The following is a 21,015-nucleotide window of genomic DNA, read 5'->3' on the forward strand; positions in this document are numbered from 1 at the left end:
TCACTCCTCTTCTGCCGCTGCCAGGCTATAGGCATCCTGATCTACAATCAGTGTAACATGATTGTGTTTCCATAAAAATGAAGCTGGAAAATCTTCGCTGACGCGTCCGTCCAGAAATCGCTTTACAGCTTGTGCTTTCTTTTTGCCGGAAGCCAATACAAGGATCCTTTCACTTTTCAAAATCGATTGAATCCCCATCGTGACGGCGTGTGTCGGTACGCCATCGCGGTCACTGAAAAACCGTGCATTGCTGTTCCGCGTCGACGCTTCAAGCTGCACGCAATGGGTCAAACTCGTTTCTGGCGTTCCAGGCTCGTTAAAGCCAATATGGCCATTCGTTCCCATGCCGAGAATCTGCAGATGCGGCGGCCCAATTTCATCAATCAATGCTTCGTAACGCTGGCATTCCACTTCCACTGGCACGGCTTTGCCGTTCGGAATATGGGTGTTCGCCAAAGGAATATCAATATGCAGAAACAGTTTTTCATTCATAAAATGGCGGTAGCTGTTCGGGTGATCGCCCGACAGTCCGCGGTATTCATCCAGGTTGAGAGTTTGGACATGCTGGTAGGAGATCTTTCGTTCGCTGACTCCTTGAATCAGTTGTTGGTAAAGGCCAAGCGGTGTCGATCCGGTTGCGAGCCCCAGAACCGAATGGCTGTTGTTCAGGATCTGCTGTTCCACCAATTGCGCCGCGCTGCTGCTCATCTCTTCGTAGTTTTCGACTCGTATCAGTTTCATTACAGTCACTCCTTCGTATAGGCAATTGTTCCTCTGCACAGGGTCAGTTGAACATTATAATTTTCATCAAGAATTACCACATCGGCGTCTGCACCAGCCTGTAGCTTGCCTTTATTGGCAAGACCTAGCTCGGTTGCCGCATTGGCAGAAGTCATAGCTACCAGCTCGTTCAAACTGCAGTCCGTGATCGATTGGATATTCCGAAGGGCTGCATCCATTGTCAGAACGCTGCCCGCTAAAGTTCCGTCGGCGAGGCGAGCGTCTTTTTTGGTAACTTGTACATCCTGGCCGCCTAAATCATAAACTCCGGGCGGCAGTCCTTTTGCGCGCATCGCATCCGTAATGAGCATCAGCCGTTCTGCGCCTTTTTGCTGAAAAGCCAGTTCGACTGCAACCGGATGGCTGTGAATAAAATCAGCAATGATTTCTACCATTAGCCCCTCTTCCATTAAAGCCGCACCTACCACGCCAGGATCCCGATGATGGAACGGACTCATTTGATTATAAAGGTGAGTCACATGGCTGGCGCCTGAACGAACGGCCGTCTGTACTTCTTCTAGCGTGGCATCTGAATGGCCAATCGATGCAATCACACCATCATCTGTCAGCCTTTTAATAAACACCATTCCGTTTTTTGTTTCTGGTGCAAGAGTGACTAAGCGGATCTGGTTGCCGCTGAGCTTTTGCCATTTACGGAATAATGGGTAAGAGGCTTCTGTAATGTATTCAATTGGCTGCGCCCCTGCACGTTTAGCTGAAAGAAATGGACCTTCCAGGTGAACACCAAGCATTTCAGCCTGCCCATCTTGCGCCTGAAATTTTTGGATATTCTGCAGGGCTGTTGAAATGGCGTTGTCGGATTGCGTCATGGTGGTCGCCAAAAAGCTGGTCGTGCCTTCTTTCGGCAAAGCACCGGCTAAGCCGGCCAGTGCTTCCGGTGTTGCATCCATGGCATCGTGTCCGGCAGCACCGTGAATATGGAGATCAATAAACCCAGGAAACGCCGTCCATTTTTTGCCGGCTGCTTCTATGTGAATGTCCGCCTGCATCTCAATCTTTTTAGCAGTTTGAATTATTTTTCCATCCTCCATCAAGATGTCCCCGATAAAAACTTTTTCTACCGCATCTGCTATTGTGACGCCGGAAATTAGTATGCTTTTCGTCATTTTAACCACTCCTTGCGAAAAACCAGGAAGATCACAATGGATGTCCCTGGCTCTTCGGCTTTAATTATTCGACTTTCAGGATAGATGCATTTCCTTGTTCCTGGAAACCGTCTTTCATGATCGTCACTTTTTGTTCGGTTAAGTTGGTGAAAATAACCGGTGTGGCAATAGAAGGAGCATTAGCGTTTAGGAAATCCAAATCAAGTTTCAGCAAGGCGTCTCCACGTTGCACCAATTGTCCCTGCTCCACTAATGTCTCAAAACCTTCACCTTTCAGTTTGACGGTATCCAACCCGACATGAATCAGAATTTCAATTCCTGTATCTGTCTCGATGCCGATAGCGTGCTTGGTTGGGAATACGCTGACAATACGGCCATCAACCGGTGAATGAAGGATATTCCCAGATGGAATGATGGCAAAACCAGGTCCCATCATGCCTTTTGCAAATACTTCATCCGGCACTTCTGATAACGGAATCATTTTCCCTTGAATCGGCATTTCAAAATCCTTAGCAATAATTTCTTTCATGGCCGGTTCTTCGCTGGCAGTTTCTTCAACAGCGGCAGTTTCCATTCCAGTTGCAGGTGCCGGATTGCCGTTTGCTACACGCGGCTTCATGGCATCTCCCAGAAACTCAACAGCTGTTCCGATAACCACTTGCACATTGGTTTTATTTATTTTCATAACACCCATTGCCCCGTGGCGCTTGAGGGCTTTTTCATCTACAAGCTCTGAATCTTTGACTGTCATGCGCAAACGCGTCGTGCAATATTCGACAGCCACAATATTTCCTGGGCCGCCCAATGCTTCAATCGTATTATATGCTCTAAAATCAACAGCGTTGCTGCCTGAGCCCACATTTTCTGCACCTTCTTCATCTTCGTCTTCACGTCCAGGTGTTTTCAAGTCCAGCCTAACGATCAGGAAGTAGAAGATTACAAAGTAGATAACTCCAACAACCAGTCCCATCACCAACAAGATCAGCGGGTTGGTAGCCAGTCCATAGTTCAGGACGTAGTCAATGGCACCAGCAGAAAAGCCGAAACCATGATGCACATCTAAAGCATAAGCGACCATCATCGAAGCACCGGTCAATAATGCGTGTACCACATACAAAACAGGCGACAAGAACATGAATGTAAACTCAATCGGTTCTGTAATTCCTGTCAAAAATGAGGTGAATCCGATACTGAAGAGCATTCCGCCAACAAGGGCTTTGCGCTCTTTTTTAGCTGCGGCATACATGGCAAGACATGCTGCTGGCAAACCGAACATCATGATCGGGAAGAAACCGGACAGGAAGGGTCCTGCCGTTGGATCGCCTCTCAAGAAGCGGTTAATTTCTCCACGTACCACCTCTCCACTCGCATCAGTGAAAGTACCAAAATCAAACCATACAACAGTATTAATAACATGGTGAAGACCAGTCGGCAACAATAAACGGTTCAGGAAACCGTAGGCACCAACGCCAAACATCCCCGCATTCAAAATCCAGTCACCGGCACTGTCAATGCCTTCTTGGATTGGCGGCCATGCATAACCCAACACCCCAGCCAAAATCGTCATGACGGCCGCGGTAATAATCGGTACAAATCGCCTGCCGCCGAAAAAGGCTAGCCATTGCGGAAATTTAACATTATAAAATTTATTGTATAAAAGACCTGCGACAATACCGGATACAATACCGGCAAATACGCCCATGTTGATCGATTCATTGATTGTAACAATCGCCGAAGTCAATACGAGATAAGCAATGGCACCAGCTAACGCCGCTCCCCCGCTGCCATCATGAGCAAGTCCCATCGCAATCCCGATGGCAAAGATAATTGCCAAGTTGTCGATGATACCTGCACCTGCTGCCGACATGAACGGAATGCCAAGCAAATCATCCTGTCCAAAACGCAGCAACAAAGCCGCAGCTGGCAACGTAGCAATTGGGAACATCAACGATTTCCCTATTTTTTGCAGAAAACCAAACATAAAACTTCCACCCCTTTATGTATTCTTAATTTTCACTATATCTGCTATCGGTATAGTTGTCTATACCAATTTAGCAAATAATAAAAATAAAGTAAGCGGTTACTTCTTTTTTCTTAAGAGTTTCGAGGAATAAAGTCGCTCGAAAAGCAAAAAACTGAAAGCTTTTAGGCTCCCAGTTTTCATAAAATGCTCTTTCTGCTCAAATCCAATTTATCTGGAATTTCACTCCACCTTTGATATATGGCAGCAATTCCAAGTCTTCATTGATAACTTTACCAATGACATTCACTTTTTCGTCTGCAGCCAGATCTTTTTTAGTAATCTGTAACTCACCCTGATAGCGGCCATAGCGCTTGTTATCAATCGTGATACTGCCTGTGTACCGGGAAATGGTATTGTTCGGCTCCAATAAATGGGTACCAATCAAGCCGTATTGGCGCGACTCGATGGAACGGATGCAGTCACGGGCAGCGTCCCATCGATTGGTTTGGATGTCCAAAGGCGCCACCTCCACCAGTGGTTCTGCCCGCAATGGAATTGTTCCTTTGTGAAACTCGGAAAATTGGTATAGGCTCTCATCGCTAAGTGTAATATCGCCAATCAGAATTTTATCTACTGCTCCATCTGCCTTCAAGTGCAGATACGCTTTAAATGGACTCACATCCCGATGTTCTTCGAGCGTTGGCAGGCCGCAGTGAAGAGGTCCGCGAAGAAGACCATCTCCTGGAATAAAAGCCATGACCATTAGTCCTTCGCTTTTCAACCACAGATTGGTTTTCACAAACTCGCTGGATTCCAAACCGGTTTCCGGCCGTGGATAGAAGTTATGCCACATTTCGACAGCATCCCGTTGCAAACCTGCGCGAGTCAAAGCAGCCAGTCCAGCTTTCGTCAATGTACTGGCATTCAAAGCGATTTTCATCTTTTGAGACAGTGCGGCAATTACATTATCGTCCACTCCGTAATCAATCCGTAATCCCGTCACTCCCCATTCCAGCAAGCCTTCTGCATTGTCCCAGCCAAAGCCTATATGAGCCAACGACTGCGGCGCGATGTCCGCCATCAGTTCCATATCAAATTGCAGTGCCCACCGCCCCAATTGCTGCAGCCGTTCCTTATAGAGAAGTGGATCGTCTTCAGGAATATGCAGCGAAGTGAAAATGGAAGTAAACCCGAGCTTACTAACCCTTTCTATATAAGGCGATAGCCCTTGAAACGAATCGTCTCCCAAATAAACTGAAATTCCACGCATTCTGTCAGCTCCCTTTCCAGTGTATCTCGTCCTTTTCATTTAAAAGAAAAAAGGGAGATTTCTCTCCCTCTTCCTCAAATTCCTTCTGCCATCTCTTCTTTGAATCCAAATAAATAAGTGAAAATGAATCCAAAAATATAGGCTACGATTAAGCCAACAAAGTACCAGAGGTATTGGCTTTCAGCAATCAATGGAATCAATGAAATTCCTGATACCCCGATTCCAAGTGCTGCCGTATGCATCACTGCCTGGAATGCGCCGCCAAAGGCAGCACCCATGCAAGCCGTAATGAATGGCCGGCCAAGCGGCAAAGTCACGCCGTAAAGCAGCGGCTCACCGATGCCAAGAAAACCAACTGGCAGTGCTCCTTTGATAATATTTCTTAGACGCTGATTTCTTGTTTTAACGTATACGGCAATTGTAGCACCAACTTGTCCCGCTCCAGCCATCGCCAAAATTGGCAGCAAGGCTGTAGCGCCAACAGTGTTCATTAGCTCCAAGTGGATTGGCGTCAATCCATGATGCAGGCCCAGCATTACAAGTGGTAAGAAGAAACCAGCCAGGACGCCGCCTGCCAATACGCCGCCAACATCAAGTACAGAGGTTAGAACAGTCATAATAGCATCAGATAAGAGGCCTGCGACCGGTACTACCGCATAAAGTGAGAAGAATCCAACAACCAATAGTGTGATGAGGGGTGTAAACAAAATATCGACTGAGCTGTGCATCACTTTGCGAACATTTTTTTCAACAAAAGTCATTAGCCAAGCTGCGAATATAACCCCGAATAATCCGCCTCTGCCGACAACCAGCGGCTCTCCGTAAATGACGATGTCCGCCAACATCGGGTTGAACAGGATTCCTCCTGCAATCGCACCAAGTACTGGTGTTCCGCCAAATTCCTTCGCTGTGTTCCATCCGACCAGAATAGCCAAATAGGCAAATACGGTGCTTCCAAGCAGCAATAAAATTTGCATCCATGTTTCAGTCGCGTCCACTCCGGCATTTTTCGCAAAGTTGGCTGCTCCATTGATGATCCCTGAAGCTACCAGACCTGGAATCAGTGGAATGAAGATGTTACCAACACGGCGCAGGAAAAGTTTGAATGGTGTTTTGTTCTTTTCTTTCAGTTTGGCTTTTTTCAAAGCGGCTTTTTCCGTGAAATCCATATCGTCTTCATCGACGTCTGCCATTTCACCGATTGCCAATCCGGTTTCACTGCTCATTTCAGCAGCAACTTTATTGACTGTACCCGGACCTACGACAATCTGGAGTGTATCGTCCTCGATGACACCCATTACGCCATCCACACGCTTCAGCTCATTTAAATCCACTTTGCTGTCATCTTTGATCGACAAACGCAATCGCGTCATACAATGTGCTACTTGATTAACATTCTCTTTTCCCCCGATTTTTGCGAGAATGTCATGCGCCATCTGCTGTTCTTTTTTCATATTACCCCTCCGCTCCCCCGAGTGTTATAAAGCTTTTCGTACAAAGCCGCCAGCTGTTTCCAGTTTGGCGATAGCTTGTTCTTTCGTGCAATCCAGCAAACTCATGACAATTGCCGTTTTTACGTGGCCATCTGCTCCTTCGTAATAACGCTGAGCAGTTTCGTAATCAACTTGAGCAGCATCCATAATGATTCGCTTGGAGCGTTCTACCAGTTTTTCATTAGTCGCCTGGACATCTACCATCAAATTGCCGTAGACTTTGCCAACGCCGATCATCGCAGCTGTCGAAATCATATTCAGTACAAGCTTTTGGGCGGTTCCCGCCTTCAGACGAGTTGAACCGGTCAATACTTCAGCTCCCGTTTCAATCTCAATCGCTGTATCGGCATAGTTGCTGATTTCGGCTGTTTTGTTACACGAAAGTGCAACGGTCGCTGCGCCGATCTGCTTGGCGTATTGAAGTGCCCCAATGACGTATGGTGTACGGCCGCTAGCTGCAATGCCGACGACGGTATCATTCGCCGTTAAAGAAACCGCTTTTAAATCATCCATGCCAAATTGCGCTTTGTCTTCGACGCCTTCAATCGCAGTTTTGATCGCTTCTGCACCCCCAGCAATAATCCCGACTACTTGTTCAGGCAAGACGCCGAAAGTTGGAACACATTCAACTGCATCGAGAATTCCTAAGCGTCCGCTGGTTCCGGCGCCGATATAAATCAATCTGCCGCCAGCCTCAAAGGAAGCAATGGTTTTTTGCACCGCTTGCTCGATGTTTCCCAGTTCGTTTTCAATCGCTTTTGGAACGATTCGATCTTCTCGGTTCATGGTTTCCAATATTTCCAGCACTGACATTTCATCCATCTTCATGGTGTTGGTGTTGCGCTTTTCTGTGGATAAATTTTCTAGCATCGGATCACCTCTTTACATTTATTTCTTGATTTCATTTTATCCTTAAGAAATTTAAAGTCAATATAAATTGATATAATAATGAATTTAAATTTCATTAAATCTAGTAAAAAAAGAGCCGAACCATCAGCTCTTTATCTTCTTAAGCTTTCCATTTCACTGCGGGCATCATAGTATTGCTGCAAAACCTTTTCGCCAACATGATGGAAAATGCTCATATATAAGGTATCGATTACGGTCAGTTGCGTCATCCGCGAAGGAATGCTGCCAATACGAAAATCCTGTTCCACATTCGGTGTACACAAGCGAATGTCCGCTTCTTTGTACAAGGGTGATTTGCTGAGCGTCGTAATGGCGATGGCAGTCGCCCCTTTTTTCTGCGCAAACCGCGTAAGTTCTAAGACATCCTTTGTTTTTCCGGACGTGCTGATTGCCACAAACACATCGTTTTCCGTCAGATGTGGAATCACTGACAGCATGTAATGAAAATCGAGAGAAGTGATCGAATGATAGCCGAGTTTCGTAAATTTATACTGAGCATCGACAGCCGCAGTGGATGAACCGCCAACACCGAAGAAAACGATTTTTCCGGCATGCTGAATCGCTTCAACCGCCTTCGCTAATTCTTTTCGGTCCATCGAGTCCGCACACGATTCAATCGCGGATTTGTTGACATGGATCACTTTATGAAAAAGATCGTATGGAGAGTCTTTTTTGTTCAATACCGAAAAATCAGTGAGGTTGGTATCCGTTAAGGTTAAGTCTTTCATAAGTGCAAGTTTGAAAGATTTAAAGCTGCCGATGCCAATCGATTTGCAAAAGCGGATAATGGTCGCTTCGCTGACTCCTGATTTTTTCGACAGTTCTTTCGTGGTCATGTGTGGGATGGCTTCCGGATTTTCAAAAACGTACTCGCCGATCCGCCTCTCTGCCTCTGATAACTGCGGCAGCACTTCTTTTATTTTTTGCATCAAAGAAGTCATCTTTGAACCCCCTGTGATTCTGTTTCTGATGTTAACTGATTACATGTCTCCAAGCTGAAAGTGGTGCGTAATACTTACTGTTTCTTTCAACTTATTTGTGTAAGCTGAACCTTTTATTCACCACTTTGGCCATAGCTTAGTTCGGAGCTAAAGAACATAAGTGCAACTTCTCTAGCATACACGAAAGTCCAGTATAAAATGAGTGATTTCAGTTGAATTCAAGCATTAACATTTTCTATTTCAGACTCAATCGCTCAATAACATTCGCCAGCAGCAAGGTGCGCTCGACCAGCGAAGAAACCACCAAATACTCGGTTTCCTCATGGGCGTTGCCGCCGACTGGACCCAATCCATCAATCGATGGAATGCCGATATGTGATGTTAAATTAGCATCTGATCCGCCCCCGCTCCGTTCATGAGACAGCGTGATGCCAAGTTTTATACCTTCTTCGGCGATCACGTCGATTAATTTCTGTGCAGCTTCTGTCAATACCCACGCCGGCCGGGTAATATGGCCAGTCAATTCCACGGTCGTCCCCGGCGTTTCGGTATAGCTGCAAATTTCCTTAATGGCACGGTCCAAACGTTCGCCATCTTCCGGTGTTTCAATCCGCAAATCAATCCCGGCTTCCGCAAAAGGCGCAATCGTATTGACGGACGTTCCGCCTTTGATCAAACCAACGTTTACGGTGATCCCTTTGTCAGGTTCGCTCAAGGCATGCAGCTTAAGGATTTTCCGAGCCAGTTCTTCAATGGCGCTTGCACCATTTTCCGGTTCGATGCCGGCATGCGCGGACTTCCCATAAACTTTCAGGAAATACTTGCCCCCGCCTTTGCGTTCACTAACGAGCTGCCCGTTCTGTGCTGGCTCCAGTACAAGCGCATATTTTTTATCGGCTGCAACTTTTTCAATAAGGCTGCGCGAAGCGATGGAGCCGATTTCTTCGTCTGTATTCAAGATCAGGACCACGTTTTTATAAGCCTCGCTGCCGCTTGCTACCAACGCCTTGATGGCGAACAAAGCTGTGGCGTGGCTGGCTTTCATATCGATGACACCCGGTCCATGGGCTAAATCCTCCGAAATATGGAAAGGCCGTACTTCTGCTGTTCCTTCTGGAAATACGGTATCAAGATGTGCTAGAAGAACGATTTCCGGCATTTTTGCTTCTGGGTGTCGAATAACCAGGTTGTTTCCAAATACTTGTTGTTCGTGTACTTCGGTTTTAAATCCAATCAACTTGTATTCCTCAGCCAAAACATTTCCTACTCTGTCGATGCCATTTTTGAAATAAGAACCGCTGTCGATATTGACCAGGTTCTCTATCAATTCCAACATCGGCTGCTGATTTGCTTGAATAAACTCTCTCATATTCGCTGTCCCCCATGGCTTTTCTTTATTCTATCAAAAAAAGCCCTTGGCACCTCAAACAAATTGGGGTGCCAAGGGCTTAAGATATTACTGATCTGAAACGGTAACCATGCCGTATGAAGTGATCAAATGCCACATGTTTTGAGGGATGTCCAGTTTTCCAACCATTTTCGGTGTGATGACCGGATGGATTTCCTGTTCTTTCCCTTGTTTCACTTTGTCTGTCCATTCAGGATCGATCAGCGCTTGGCGGCCGATTACTACGATGTCCGCGCCTTCTGATAACGCCGTTAATGCATCTTCCGGTGTTTTCACGCTGCCGACTGCAACAAAAGCCGCACGCCCGTTAATGTGGTCTGCCAAGAGGCGGACAATGCTGTTGCCTTGTTCCGCGCCTTTTGGTGCTTTCATGATTTCCATTAGCGATACATGGATATAATGAATGCCGTGCTGAATCAATTCTTCTACCAAGACTTTGGTATCTTCTATTGTATAGCCAACTGTCGTTTCGTTGTTTTCTTCCGGCGACAAGCGGTAGCCGACAATAAACTGCTCATCCGCATATTTCGCAACGGTTTCCTGTACTTTTTTCTGAACAGCCAGTGGAAACTTCAAGCGATTTTCCAGGCTGCCTCCCCATTGGTCCTGACGCTGGTTTGTTGCTGTGGAAACAAACTGCTGCAGCAAGTACGTATTGGCACCATGAATTTCTACGCCGTCAAAGCCGGCTTCGATTGCGCGTCTCGTCGTTTCGCCAAAATCTTCGATGATGGCTTCAATTTCGGCTTGTGTTAACTCGCGAGGAGTTGGCTTGCCTGCTTCGCCGGGTACGGCACTTGGCGCTACGGTTTCATTTGCTTTGATCAATGCTGGCTGCCCTTGGCGTCCGCCGTGCTGAATCTGGAGGATTGCTTTACTGCCTTTTGATTTCATATTATTGGCCATTTGCGTCAGGCGCGGAATCGCGCTGTCATCAAAGCCGATAAATTGGTTCGGAAAGGCAATGCCGTTTTCTGAAACCGCGATGCATGCCGAGATAAACAAGCTGCCAAGGCCAGCGCGTCGGTTGTAGTACGTCAATTCTTCATCTGAAACAGTGCCGTCTTCATTTCCTGAATAAGTTGTCATCGGCGCTACGCCCATACGGTCATTCAATACGATACCATTTGGCAACGTGATTTCTTCAAATAACTCTTTGTATAGTGGATTCAATGGACTTCCTCTTTTCTGCAATCTAATAGTCTTCCGAAAGGCTTCGGTATTTCAAAATAGCATATGAATTTTAAGGAATCAAGAATACACGCTCGCTCCCTTTTTCCGGTACATTATTTTTGACCGTCCTCCATTCCAGTGGTACGCTTTTCATCGAATTCGCATACATTAGGAGGAATTTTCCATGACAACTCAAACACATAAAGAAATCCATTTGGCCAATCGTCCTGAAGGCATGCCAACCAACGATGATTTTAAATTTGTTGAAAAAGAAGTTCCTGTACCCGGCAAAAACGAAGTGCTTCTGAAGACTCTTTACCTTTCCGTAGATCCCTACATGCGCGGACGGATGAGAGATGTAAAATCGTACATCCCGCCATTCGAATTAAATCAAGTGCTGGTGGGCGGCGTTCTTGCCGAAGTGGTTGAATCCCATTCGGATTTATTCAAACAAGGCGATATCGTCAACGGCAACCTTAACTGGGCTGAATACACAGTCGCGGATCCTGAAAAATTGCAAAAAGTTGACCCATCTGCCGCACCGATTACGGCACGCCTGAGTGTCCTTGGTTTGACAGGACTCACTGCTTATTTCGGCTTGTTGGATATTTGCAACCCGCAGCCAGGCGAAACCGTCGTCGTTTCAGGCGCAGCTGGTGCAGTAGGTTCCATCGTTGGCCAGATTGCCAAACTTAAAGGTGCACGCGCTGTCGGCATCGCCGGTTCGGATGACAAAGTCGATTACTTGATCAACGAGCTCGGCTTTGACGCCGCGGTCAACTATAAAAAAGACAGCTTTAAAGAAGATTTGATCAAGGCGCTTCCTGATGGTGTTGACGTTTATTTCGATAACGTCGGCGGAGACATTTCAGACGCCGTCATCAATGAACTGAACAACAATGCCCGCATTTCCTTGTGCGGTTCGATTTCGTCTTATAATTCACCTGGCGAAGACGTCGGTCCACGCATGCAATGGAAATTCATCAAGACCAGCTCAATGATGAAAGGCTTCACGCTCGGCGATTATGCAAAAGACTTCCCGACTGGCGCTGCCGCATTAACGCAATGGCTCCAGGAAGGCAAATTGAAATACGACGAAACAATCGTTGAAGGCTTTGAAAACACGCCGGAAGCTTTCCTTGGTCTATTTAAAGGCACCAACCTTGGCAAGCAATTGGTGAAAGTCGCTGATCCTGATTTCGCGAAGCTATAAGATGATGAAAAGCCGCCTACCCGGGCGGCTTTTTTCCATTTAATTGGATATAAATTCTATTGGCAGCCAAATACTTTCCATTTCAGCTGAAATACGTTCTATTTGGCCCCAAATACTTTCCACAAGCTGCTCAATACTTTCTAAACCCCAAAAATCCCCTTACCAATCCCTGAAAAAGCGCAAGACCAAACGTGGAAGAAAGAAAAATAACTCAAAGAAATCCATCACATCGACAATCCACCAACGATCTTTCTTCTCTTTCTTTTCCTTCGCTTTCGTTTCGATTTCCATCCGCCATCTCCGTCCCTTCTGCATTTTTACTTTATACGCAGCAAAGGCACAAATGGTTTCATTTTCCAGGAAGATTAAATGCTTCGGCTAATAAACGCAGTTCGGTCATTCGGTTATCGGCTCCAGAAATGTTGGGAATGATGGTGATTTCGTCTGTAGCGTATTGCTCGGCAATCGCTTCGATCTGTGCTTTTACTTGTTCGGCGGTGCCGATCAGCATGCGTTGCCGGTTGCGCTTAACTTTTTCCTTCTCGCTTGCACTAAAGCCGCGCTTTTTTGCTGTTTCGATAGATGGATAATAAGGAGGCGGTGAATCGGATTCGACAAACAGCAGCCACAAATCGAACGCGGCGGCCAGCTCTTCGGCCTTTTCCTCTGTTTCGGCGACGACTGCAAAAACCGCGATGATTACTTCCGGTTCTGCTAAAAACTGCGATGGCTGGAATTCCGCGCGGTACGCATCCACCACTTCCACTCCTTGCCGGGATGGCTTCGCAAAATGAGCAAATGCATAGCCCATTCCTTTTTCAGCTGCAAGCCGGGCACTGCCTTGTCCGGTTCCAAGCAGCCACAACTCTGGCGCCGTATCGACAATCGGCATGGCCTGAAGTGATTGGAAACGGTGTTCGCTGACGGTGTCATCTGCAAAATACTTTTGAAGATCCACCAATTGCTGGTCATAAGACAGCCGCTTGGTTTTGCTTTCATTCAACGCTTCGTTGACCATCCGGTAGCTGCGGGAACGGCCGATGCCCAGATCAATGCGGCCGGGATGCAATGCTTCGAGCATTCGAAAGTTTTCCGCAACTTTGTAGGCGCTGTAATGCGGCAGCATGACGCCTCCCGAACCGATGCGGATCGTCTCGGTAGACGTTGCCAAATGCATCATCAGCATTTCTGGCGTACTTCCTGCTACCGATGCCACCTGATGATGCTCAGCTACCCAAAAGCGCTTAAACCCAAGCCGTTCTGCCAGCTGAGCAAGCTGCGTTGATTGCTTCAAAGATGTCGTTGCCGCCTCGCCTTCATCAATCGGCGAATAGTCCAATATATTCAATGAAATCATCTGTCTGCCCCCTTTACTCGTTCTTGCATCTTAGCACGGGAATCAAAAGCTCCTCCACTACAGTGAACCCATAAATCGAATTTGTGACAAACCGGACAAATTATCAGTTTTTTCCGAACCGCTTCAGTTCCTCTTTTACAAGCATTCGATTAAACTGAAGGTAGAAACGATAGGATACCGCTTACAATCTCCTTTTTTTCGTCACATTGGACTCATTTTCGGAAATGGACGATGGTTGGCTCATGAACACCTCAACAAGAAAGGCTGGAGATTTGATATGAAAAAGAGTTTATTTATAGGATTTTTATTAGTATTCCTTATCGTCCTTGCGGGCTGTTCAGCCGAAAGCGCAGGCAATTCCAGCAATACCGCATCAGGACAGACAGCATCTACAAGTACTTCCAAATATCCCGATAACCCAAATGTGGACCTTGATTTTAACACCGACAACTTAGAGGACATCTGGCTTGCCGGCGGTTGTTTCTGGGGAGTCGAAGCCTACATGGCACGGGTTTACGGCGTTTATGACGTCACCTCCGGCTATGCCAATGGCAATACCGAAAATCCAACTTACGAAGAAGTGATCCGGGAAAATACCGGGCACGCTGAAACCGTCCATGTCCGCTACGATCCGGAACGTGTGGATCTCGAGAAGCTGCTCGGCCATTACTTTATGATTATCGATCCAACACTTTTGAATCAGCAAGGCAATGACCGAGGCGAGCAATACCGGACGGGTGTTTATTATGAAAATGAAGCCGACCGGGCTGTTATCGATCAAGTAGTCGCAGCTGAGAAAGAACGTTACGATGACCCGATTGTTACTGAAGTCGAAGTGCTCGAGCATTATTACTTGGCAGAAGAATACCATCAGGATTATCTCGAAAAAAATCCAGACGGCTATTGCCATGTAGAGTTTGATAGCCTGGAAGGACAAGAGTTAGGCGAAGATGCCCAATCATTGATCGATCCAGCGCTTTATCCGAAGCCAAGTGACGAAGAATTAAGAGAACAATTGACAGACATTCAATACGAAGTAACGCAGGAAGACGCGACAGAGCCCGCTTTTTCCAATGAATACGATGGCTTTTACGAGCCTGGCATCTATGTCGACATCACCACTGGCGAGCCGCTGTTCTCTTCTGCGGATAAATACGATTCCGAAACGGGATGGCCGAGCTTTACCAAGCCAATTGACCCGAATGTCGTTACCGAACACGACGACGGTTTGTTGTTTATGAAACGGACTGAAATCCGAAGCCGAGCAGGCGACAGCCATTTAGGCCATGTGTTCACTGATGGCCCCGAAGATAAAGGCGGACTGCGCTATTGCATGAACAGCGCTGCCCTGCTGTTTATTCCTGAAGCAGAAATGGAAGCAGAAGGCTATGGCTTCTTGTTGGATAAAGTGAATTGATGCTATCGAAAAAGGCGGTCAGCTGAATGCTGGCCGCCTTTTTTCTTTATGTTAAAAGCAGGAACAGGAAATCCACGATTTCCTGTTCCTGCTTTTACTAATTTTTTCTAGTTGTTCAGATTACCGCGGCTTATGCCCGTCGAATCTACATGGGCGCTTTCGCTTTTCTCTTGTCCAGACTCCAGCGCCCAGATTCTCGGGTCATAAGCCAACCCAGCGCCGTGGCAAAGAACGCCACTCTGCTGGTCTGTCTTATGCCCGTCGAATCTACATGGGCGCTTTCGCTTTTCTTTTGTCCAGACTCCAGCGCCCAGATTCTCGGGTCATAAGCCAACCCAGCGCCGTGGCAAAGAACGCCACTCTGCTGGTCTGTCTTATGCCCGTCGAATCTACATGGGCGCTTTCGCTTTTCTCTTCAATCCACAATGAAATACCTGGCATCTGGATGAGCGAAAACGATGGCGGATACCGAAGCTTCCGGATCCATCATGTATTCTTCTGTCAGATGAACACCGATGTCTTCGGGTTTGATGAGATTGAACAGCTTTGCTTGATCCTCCAGGCTCGGACAAGCCGGGTAGCCGAAGGAGAAGCGCTGTCCCTGGTATTTCGCAGCAAAGCGCTCGCGCATCGAGAAGTCCGTGGCATCTGAAAAGCCCCATTGGTCGCGGATTTCCTGGTGGATGCGCTCGGCAAAGCCTTCCGCCAGTTCCAGCGCGGTTGCTTGAAGTGCATGGCTTTCCAAAAACTTGCCCTGTTCTTTCAAGCGTGTCGCTTCATCCCGTACACCAAATCCTGCCGTCACTTGCATAAAGGCCACGTAATCCATTTCGCCGCTGTCCACAGATTTCAAGTAATCGGACAGGCACAGGAATGGCGGAGCCGATTGGCGTGGGAAGGTGAAGCGCTCGATTTCCGTTTTGGCGTCTTTCGGGTCATAAACGACCACATCATCGCCATCACTTTGAGCTGGGAAAAACTGATAAAGTCCAGATGGCTTCAACAGGCCGGAGCCCAGGAAATTAGTCGCCAGTTCGTGCAATTCTACAGCACGCGGATCGCCTTGCGACAAGGTTTTCTCACTATAGCCTTTCAACCCAAGATGATGGCCGATTAAAGTGCGCATATTCACATATGGATACAAATGCGCCACTGAATAATCTTTCAGTACATGGCGGCGCAAATCGTTCGGTACGTAGACAGGTACATCTTCGCGAACCATTTTGACCGGTTTCTCAGCAACTGCAACAGCCGGTTTGGCTGCGCGCACCGCTTCTGAAGCTTGGCGTTTTTCCTGCTGGGCATCCAATTCCAATAACAGCTCAGCTTTTCCTGCACCGCTTTGCAGCCGGTTCGCAAGGTCCAGCCCTTGCATGGCATCTTTCGCGTAAATAACCGGTCCGTCATATTCCGCTGAAATCTTGGTTTCCGTAAAGCGTCTCGACAGTGCGGCGCCGCCGACCAGAATCGGCACATCGATGCCTGCTTCCTTGAAATCCTGCGCGGTGATGACCATCTGTTTGGCTGATTTGACCAGCAAGCCGGATAAGCCGATCATGTCCGGTTTTTCTTTCCGGATCACTTCGATCAACGTAGCCGGCGTTACTTTAATGCCGACGTCGATCACTTTAAAGCCGTTGTTGCTCAAGATGATCTCGACCAGGTTTTTGCCGATGTCATGGACATCGCCTTTGACTGTGGCCAGTACGATTTTCCCTTTTCCGGAATCGTCTTCTTTTTTCTCCATGAACTGCTCTAGGAATGAAACCGCCGCTTTCATGACGCCTGCGCTTTGCAGCACTTCGGCAACAATCAGTTGATTGTCATTAAACAGCCGGCCTACTTCGGCCATCCCTGTCATCAATGGTCCGTTGATGACATCGAGCGGTTCATCGTACATTTCCAATGCTTTTTCCAAATCCGGGATCAAGCCTTCTTTTGTTCCTTCTATAATATAGTAAGCCAAGCGGTCGGGCACCGTTTTCGGGATGTCGTCCTCGGTTTTTTCTTTCTTCTTATCACGGTAGAAAGCCGTAAAATCAGCCAGAGTGGCGTCTGTAGTTGTAAACAGCAATTCATTGGCCATGTCGATTTCCTGTTTTGGAATCGATGCATAGCGCTCCAGCTTTTCCGTGTTGACGATGGCGTAGTCCAAACCTGCCTGCGTGCAGTGGTAGAGATAAACGGCATTCAATACCTCACGGCCAACCGGCGGCAAACCAAATGACACGTTGCTGACGCCCAGAATGGTCAATGCGCGCGGCAGTTTTTCTTTGATCAGGCGGATGCCTTCAATGGTTTCCACTGCAGAGCCGATGTATTGCTGATCGCCGGTACCGACTGGAAAGACCAGTGGGTCAAAAATGATATCTTCCGGCGCCAGTCCCCATTTGTTGACCAGCAAGTCATACGACCGTAACGCAATTTCCAGCTTGCGCTCACGCGTAACCGCCATGCCTTCCTCATCGATCGTTCCGACAACGACTGCCGCTCCGTATTTCTTCACCAGCGGCATGACCGCATCAAACCGCTCTTCCCCGTCTTCCAGGTTGATTGAGTTAATGATGGCTTTTCCTTGTGAGAATTTCAGCGCCACTTCAATCACTTCTTCATCCGTGGAATCAATGACCAGCGGCACTTTCACTTTTTTGACGACTTCTTTCATGAAATTGGTCATGTCCTCGACTTCATCCCGATCCGGGTTCGCCAGACAGATGTCAATAACATGAGCGCCGTTTTTCACTTGCGCGCGGGCAATTTCAGAAGCTTCTTCAAACTGGCCATCTACAATCAACCGCTTGAACTTGCGGGAACCAATGACGTTGGTACGTTCACCAATGAATAATGGACGCATGGTTTCATCGTACTGCAACGGTTCAATGCCGGAAACCACATGGCCGTGATCGACAGGATCCGGTTTTCTCGGAGGCAGACCTTCCATTGCTTCACGCACCGCTTGAATATGGGCTGGCGTCGTACCGCAACAGCCGCCCACTACGTTCAGCCAGCCTTTATCGGCAAAGCCCCGCAATTTTTTCGCCAGCGATTCCGGTGTTTCGTGATAATGCCCTTCTTCATCCGGCAAGCCGGCGTTCGGGTAACAGCTGACATAGCCGTCCGACAGCTCAGACAGCGATCGGATGTGGTCTGTCATGAATTCCGGGCCGGTTGCACAGTTTAAGCCAACCGATAACGGTTTCACGTGCTCGATTGAAATGTAAAAGGCTTCGATGCTTTGGCCCGCAAGCGTAGTGCCCATCGGTTCAATCGTTCCTGACACCATGATCGGCAACTCGATTCCGGTTTCTTCAAAAGCTTGCTTGATTCCAATCGTTGCCGCTTTGACATTCAGCATGTCCTGGCTTGTTTCCAAGAGAATCAAATCTGCGCCGCCTTCGATTAAGGCTTTCGCCTGTACATAGAAATTTCCCAGCATTTCATCGAATGTGGCACCGCCTGTAACAGACAGCGTTTTTGTGGTCGGCCCGATAGCACCCGCCACAAAACGCGGCCATTCCGGCGTTGAAAAAGCAGCGGCTGCTTTTTTCGCAATTTCCACTCCACGCCGGTTGATTTCCGCCGCCTGGCTGCCGATCCCATACTCATCCAAAACAATCGGTGTGCCGCCAAAGCTATTGGTACAGAGAATATCGGCTCCCGCTTCGAGGTAAGCCGTGTGGACCCCTTCGATAACATCCGGACGGACAATATTCAAATACTCGTTGCAGCCGTCAAACTCTTCGCCTCCAAAATCTTCGGGAGAAAGATCGACGTTTTGAATCATCGTGCCCATGGCTCCGTCGATGATCAAGATTCTTTTTTCAAGTTGTTGTTCAATAAGATGTTTGGACATGGCTGCGATCGCTCTCTTTCTGTTGATCTAGTTGTCGAATGTAATGAATCAATTCCACGGTCATATCGTAACGGACAAACGGAGTTATGAGGTAAATGCCATGGAACAGCTCCGCTGCTGTATCAATCAATTCTTTTGCGATTTGGATGCCTTCTGCAGTGGCGCGGTCTTTGTCGTCGCCGCATGCGCGCATGCGTTCCAGTGCATCTTCCGACAGTTTGATGCCTGGCACTTCATTGTGCAGGAATTCAGCACTGCGGATGCTGGTCAGCGGCATCACACCAATGAAGATCGGCGTTTCCAAATGTTTTGTCGCTTCGTGGATTTCGATGATTTTCTCTTTTGTATAAACCGGCTGCGAGATGAAATAATCCGCACCGCTTTCGATTTTCTTATCAAGCCTTGCCACTGCTCGGTCCAAAACACGGACGTTCGGGTTAAATGCTGCCGCAACAGAGAAGTTGGCTTTTTTCCGCAACGGCTTGCCGGAAAATGAAATGCCTTCATTCAGCTTTTTAATCAATTGAATCAATTCCATGCTGGACACATCATAAACACTGGTAGCTCCCGGGAAGTCGCCGACTTTGGTTGGATCACCTGTTACGGCGAGTATATCATGGATCCCGAGCGCATCGAGCCCCATCAAATGCGACTGCAGGCCGATTAAGTTGCGGTCGCGGCATGTGATGTGAGCGAGTGCCCGAATGTTTTCCTTGTGTTTGAGGATGGAGCCCATCGCCATATTGCTGATGCGCGGCGATGCCAGCGAATTGTCCGCCATTGTTACGGCATCAACACCGGCTTTATTTAAAGCGACGGATCCTTCTAAAAATTTAGCCGTATCCAAATGGCGCGGCGTATCCAATTCCACAATAATGGTTCGTTCTGTTTTGGCTTTTTCGTGAAGCGGCTTCACTTCTAATGCTTCTGCTTCACGAATGATGATTGGTTTTCTTGCTGTTACCTCTTTATGGAAAATCGGAGGCAAATTACCGAGATGTTTTTTCACGGCTTCAATATGCTTCGGCGTTGTGCCGCAGCAGCCGCCGATCAAACGCACACCTTCTTCTCTTAATAACAAAGCGGCACGGCCAAAATAATCCGCTTCCGATTCATAGACGATTCGTCCGTCTTCTACATCAAGCAAACTGGCGTTGGGATAAGCAGAAAGAAATGCTTTGTCAGGCAAAGTGACTTCTTCAAAAGCCTGGATGGTATGGTGAGGGCCGAGACGGCAGTTGACACCGACGATATCGGCTCCAAGCGTCTCCAACTGATGCAGGGCATCGTTCAGCGACATACCGTTTTGCAGGATGCCCGGCTCATGCATGGACACTTGGGCAATCAGCGGGGTATCGGTGATGCCTTTTAAATACTTGACCGTTGCTGCCAACTCTTCAAAATCGTAATACGTTTCCAGCAACAAGCCGTCCGGATCTCCAGACAGCAAATGATTGGCTTGCTGGTCGACCATCGCAATGATTTCCTGCAGCGTAGCGTCGCTTTTACGGATTCCCCGTATTCCCCCAATGGTGCCGAAAACAAATTGTCCTCCTGGCGCTGCCGCACGTTTCGCGATTCCAATGGCGGCTCTGTTGATGTCCGCGACTTGCTCTTCCAGTCCGTAACGGGCCAGTTTCGCTGCATTTGCTCCATATGTGTTGGTTTGGATGATATCCGCTCCGGCTTTGATGTAGTCCTGGTGGATTTTTTCAATAATTTCCGGTCGTTGCAAATTCAGTTCCTCGTTGCAATACTCAATGCCGTACGAATACAGCAATGTACCCATGGCCCCGTCCGCCGTCAAAATCCTGGTCTTTAATTCGTCTAATAAACCCATCCTGCTCAACCCCCCATATATACAAAAAAAGCCTTCATGAAAAAGAAGGCTTTACGATATCAAACTCGTTCCTTTTCATCTGCCAGGCAATTGCTTGCCTGCTGGATTTAGCACCTGACCTTTCGGCTGGTTGCTGAAGCTTCATCGGGCCAGTCCCTCGACTTCTCTTGATAAGAATTCACTATTCTGTTTTAAGTATTCTAAATATGGTACCTGTATCTATGGAACAGGTCAAGGCAATCTGTCGAAAAACAATGAAATTTCTGTGTTA

The 21,015-nt window shown here is 47.6% G+C and carries 15 protein-coding genes and 1 riboswitch; of the genes, 2 read left to right on the plus strand and 13 right to left on the minus strand.

Translation table 11 applies throughout. From position 1 onward, the window contains the following. The 9 genes from nagB to AC4EHK_RS13370 form a co-directional block, all read right to left on the minus strand. Positions 1 to 741 carry a glucosamine-6-phosphate deaminase gene (gene nagB / locus AC4EHK_RS13330; RefSeq protein WP_490979275.1) on the minus strand — a complete coding sequence of 247 codons (741 nt, stop codon included), beginning with the start codon at positions 739 to 741 and terminating at the stop codon, positions 1 to 3. A 5-nt stretch (positions 742 to 746) separates the two neighbouring features. Beyond that, a complete protein-coding gene (gene nagA, locus AC4EHK_RS13335; RefSeq protein WP_490979276.1) occupies positions 747 to 1,907 on the minus strand; it encodes an N-acetylglucosamine-6-phosphate deacetylase in 1,161 nt (386 codons plus the stop codon). 64 nt (positions 1,908 to 1,971) lie between these two features. Beyond that, a complete protein-coding gene (gene nagE / locus AC4EHK_RS13340) occupies positions 1,972 to 3,888 on the minus strand; it encodes an N-acetylglucosamine-specific PTS transporter subunit IIBC (RefSeq protein WP_490979277.1) in 1,917 nt (638 codons plus the stop codon). A gap of 199 nt (positions 3,889 to 4,087) precedes the next feature. Then, entirely contained in the window at positions 4,088 to 5,140 is a 1,053-nt protein-coding gene (locus AC4EHK_RS13345; RefSeq protein WP_490979278.1) for a DUF871 domain-containing protein, read from the minus strand. 74 nt (positions 5,141 to 5,214) lie between these two features. Then, the gene (locus tag AC4EHK_RS13350; RefSeq protein WP_490979279.1) at positions 5,215 to 6,594 is read right to left on the minus strand and encodes a PTS transporter subunit EIIC; all 1,380 of its coding nucleotides are present in this window, start codon (positions 6,592 to 6,594) and stop codon (positions 5,215 to 5,217) included. A gap of 24 nt (positions 6,595 to 6,618) precedes the next feature. Continuing rightward, the gene (gene murQ, locus AC4EHK_RS13355; protein ID WP_490979280.1) at positions 6,619 to 7,503 is read right to left on the minus strand and encodes an N-acetylmuramic acid 6-phosphate etherase; all 885 of its coding nucleotides are present in this window, start codon (positions 7,501 to 7,503) and stop codon (positions 6,619 to 6,621) included. Between the two features lie 131 nt (positions 7,504 to 7,634). Continuing rightward, entirely contained in the window at positions 7,635 to 8,483 is an 849-nt protein-coding gene (locus AC4EHK_RS13360) for a MurR/RpiR family transcriptional regulator (protein ID WP_142829166.1), read from the minus strand. Positions 8,484 to 8,718: 235 nt separating this feature from the next. Further along, positions 8,719 to 9,852 (minus strand): M20 family metallopeptidase, encoded by a 1,134-nt coding sequence (locus AC4EHK_RS13365; protein ID WP_490979281.1) that lies wholly within the window; start codon positions 9,850 to 9,852, stop codon positions 8,719 to 8,721. A gap of 87 nt (positions 9,853 to 9,939) precedes the next feature. After that, the gene (locus tag AC4EHK_RS13370) at positions 9,940 to 11,064 is read right to left on the minus strand and encodes an NADH-dependent flavin oxidoreductase (RefSeq protein WP_490979282.1); all 1,125 of its coding nucleotides are present in this window, start codon (positions 11,062 to 11,064) and stop codon (positions 9,940 to 9,942) included. Between the two features lie 184 nt (positions 11,065 to 11,248). Between AC4EHK_RS13370 and AC4EHK_RS13375 the strand changes: the two genes are divergently transcribed. Then, complete coding sequence (locus AC4EHK_RS13375) at positions 11,249 to 12,277, plus strand: NADP-dependent oxidoreductase (protein ID WP_490979283.1); 1,029 nt, start codon at positions 11,249 to 11,251, stop codon at positions 12,275 to 12,277. A 159-nt stretch (positions 12,278 to 12,436) separates the two neighbouring features. On the opposite strand, the gene AC4EHK_RS13380 is transcribed toward AC4EHK_RS13375, so the two are convergent. Beyond that, complete coding sequence (locus tag AC4EHK_RS13380; protein WP_490979284.1) at positions 12,437 to 12,568, minus strand: hypothetical protein; 132 nt, start codon at positions 12,566 to 12,568, stop codon at positions 12,437 to 12,439. 58 nt (positions 12,569 to 12,626) lie between these two features. Beyond that, complete coding sequence (locus tag AC4EHK_RS13385; protein WP_490979285.1) at positions 12,627 to 13,634, minus strand: LLM class flavin-dependent oxidoreductase; 1,008 nt, start codon at positions 13,632 to 13,634, stop codon at positions 12,627 to 12,629. A 277-nt stretch (positions 13,635 to 13,911) separates the two neighbouring features. On the opposite strand from AC4EHK_RS13385, the gene msrB reads away from it, so the two are divergent. Then, positions 13,912 to 15,051 (plus strand): peptide-methionine (R)-S-oxide reductase MsrB, encoded by a 1,140-nt coding sequence (gene msrB / locus AC4EHK_RS13390; protein ID WP_490979286.1) that lies wholly within the window; start codon positions 13,912 to 13,914, stop codon positions 15,049 to 15,051. Between the two features lie 415 nt (positions 15,052 to 15,466). Here msrB and metH read toward each other — a convergent pair whose 3' ends face one another. Together metH and AC4EHK_RS13400 are read right to left on the minus strand one after the other, a co-directional pair. Then, positions 15,467 to 18,904 carry a methionine synthase gene (gene metH / locus AC4EHK_RS13395; RefSeq protein ID WP_490979287.1) on the minus strand — a complete coding sequence of 1,146 codons (3,438 nt, stop codon included), beginning with the start codon at positions 18,902 to 18,904 and terminating at the stop codon, positions 15,467 to 15,469. Beyond that, the gene (locus tag AC4EHK_RS13400; protein WP_490979288.1) at positions 18,885 to 20,744 is read right to left on the minus strand and encodes a bifunctional homocysteine S-methyltransferase/methylenetetrahydrofolate reductase; all 1,860 of its coding nucleotides are present in this window, start codon (positions 20,742 to 20,744) and stop codon (positions 18,885 to 18,887) included. Before AC4EHK_RS13400 ends, metH begins: the two co-directional genes overlap by 20 nt. A 72-nt stretch (positions 20,745 to 20,816) precedes the next feature. Continuing rightward, positions 20,817 to 20,921: riboswitch (SAM riboswitch) on the minus strand. Between the last annotated feature and the right edge of the window lie 94 nt (positions 20,922 to 21,015).

This window comes from Planococcus sp. TJ-307 (assembly GCF_058268435.1).

Coding starts and splice junctions, on each gene's coding strand:
- nagB (WP_490979275.1), bottom strand. CDS start 741: ATGAAACTGATACGAGTCGAAAACTACGAAGAGATGAGCAGCAGCGCG.
- nagA (WP_490979276.1), bottom strand. CDS start 1,907: ATGACGAAAAGCATACTAATTTCCGGCGTCACAATAGCAGATGCGGTA.
- nagE (WP_490979277.1), bottom strand. CDS start 3,888: ATGTTTGGTTTTCTGCAAAAAATAGGGAAATCGTTGATGTTCCCAATT.
- AC4EHK_RS13345 (WP_490979278.1), bottom strand. CDS start 5,140: ATGCGTGGAATTTCAGTTTATTTGGGAGACGATTCGTTTCAAGGGCTA.
- AC4EHK_RS13350 (WP_490979279.1), bottom strand. CDS start 6,594: ATGAAAAAAGAACAGCAGATGGCGCATGACATTCTCGCAAAAATCGGG.
- murQ (WP_490979280.1), bottom strand. CDS start 7,503: ATGCTAGAAAATTTATCCACAGAAAAGCGCAACACCAACACCATGAAG.
- AC4EHK_RS13360 (WP_142829166.1), bottom strand. CDS start 8,483: ATGACTTCTTTGATGCAAAAAATAAAAGAAGTGCTGCCGCAGTTATCA.
- AC4EHK_RS13365 (WP_490979281.1), bottom strand. CDS start 9,852: ATGAGAGAGTTTATTCAAGCAAATCAGCAGCCGATGTTGGAATTGATA.
- AC4EHK_RS13375 (WP_490979283.1), top strand. CDS start 11,249: ATGACAACTCAAACACATAAAGAAATCCATTTGGCCAATCGTCCTGAA.
- AC4EHK_RS13380 (WP_490979284.1), bottom strand. CDS start 12,568: ATGGAAATCGAAACGAAAGCGAAGGAAAAGAAAGAGAAGAAAGATCGT.
- AC4EHK_RS13385 (WP_490979285.1), bottom strand. CDS start 13,634: ATGATTTCATTGAATATATTGGACTATTCGCCGATTGATGAAGGCGAG.
- msrB (WP_490979286.1), top strand. CDS start 13,912: ATGAAAAAGAGTTTATTTATAGGATTTTTATTAGTATTCCTTATCGTC.
- metH (WP_490979287.1), bottom strand. CDS start 18,904: ATGTCCAAACATCTTATTGAACAACAACTTGAAAAAAGAATCTTGATC.
- AC4EHK_RS13400 (WP_490979288.1), bottom strand. CDS start 20,744: ATGGGTTTATTAGACGAATTAAAGACCAGGATTTTGACGGCGGACGGG.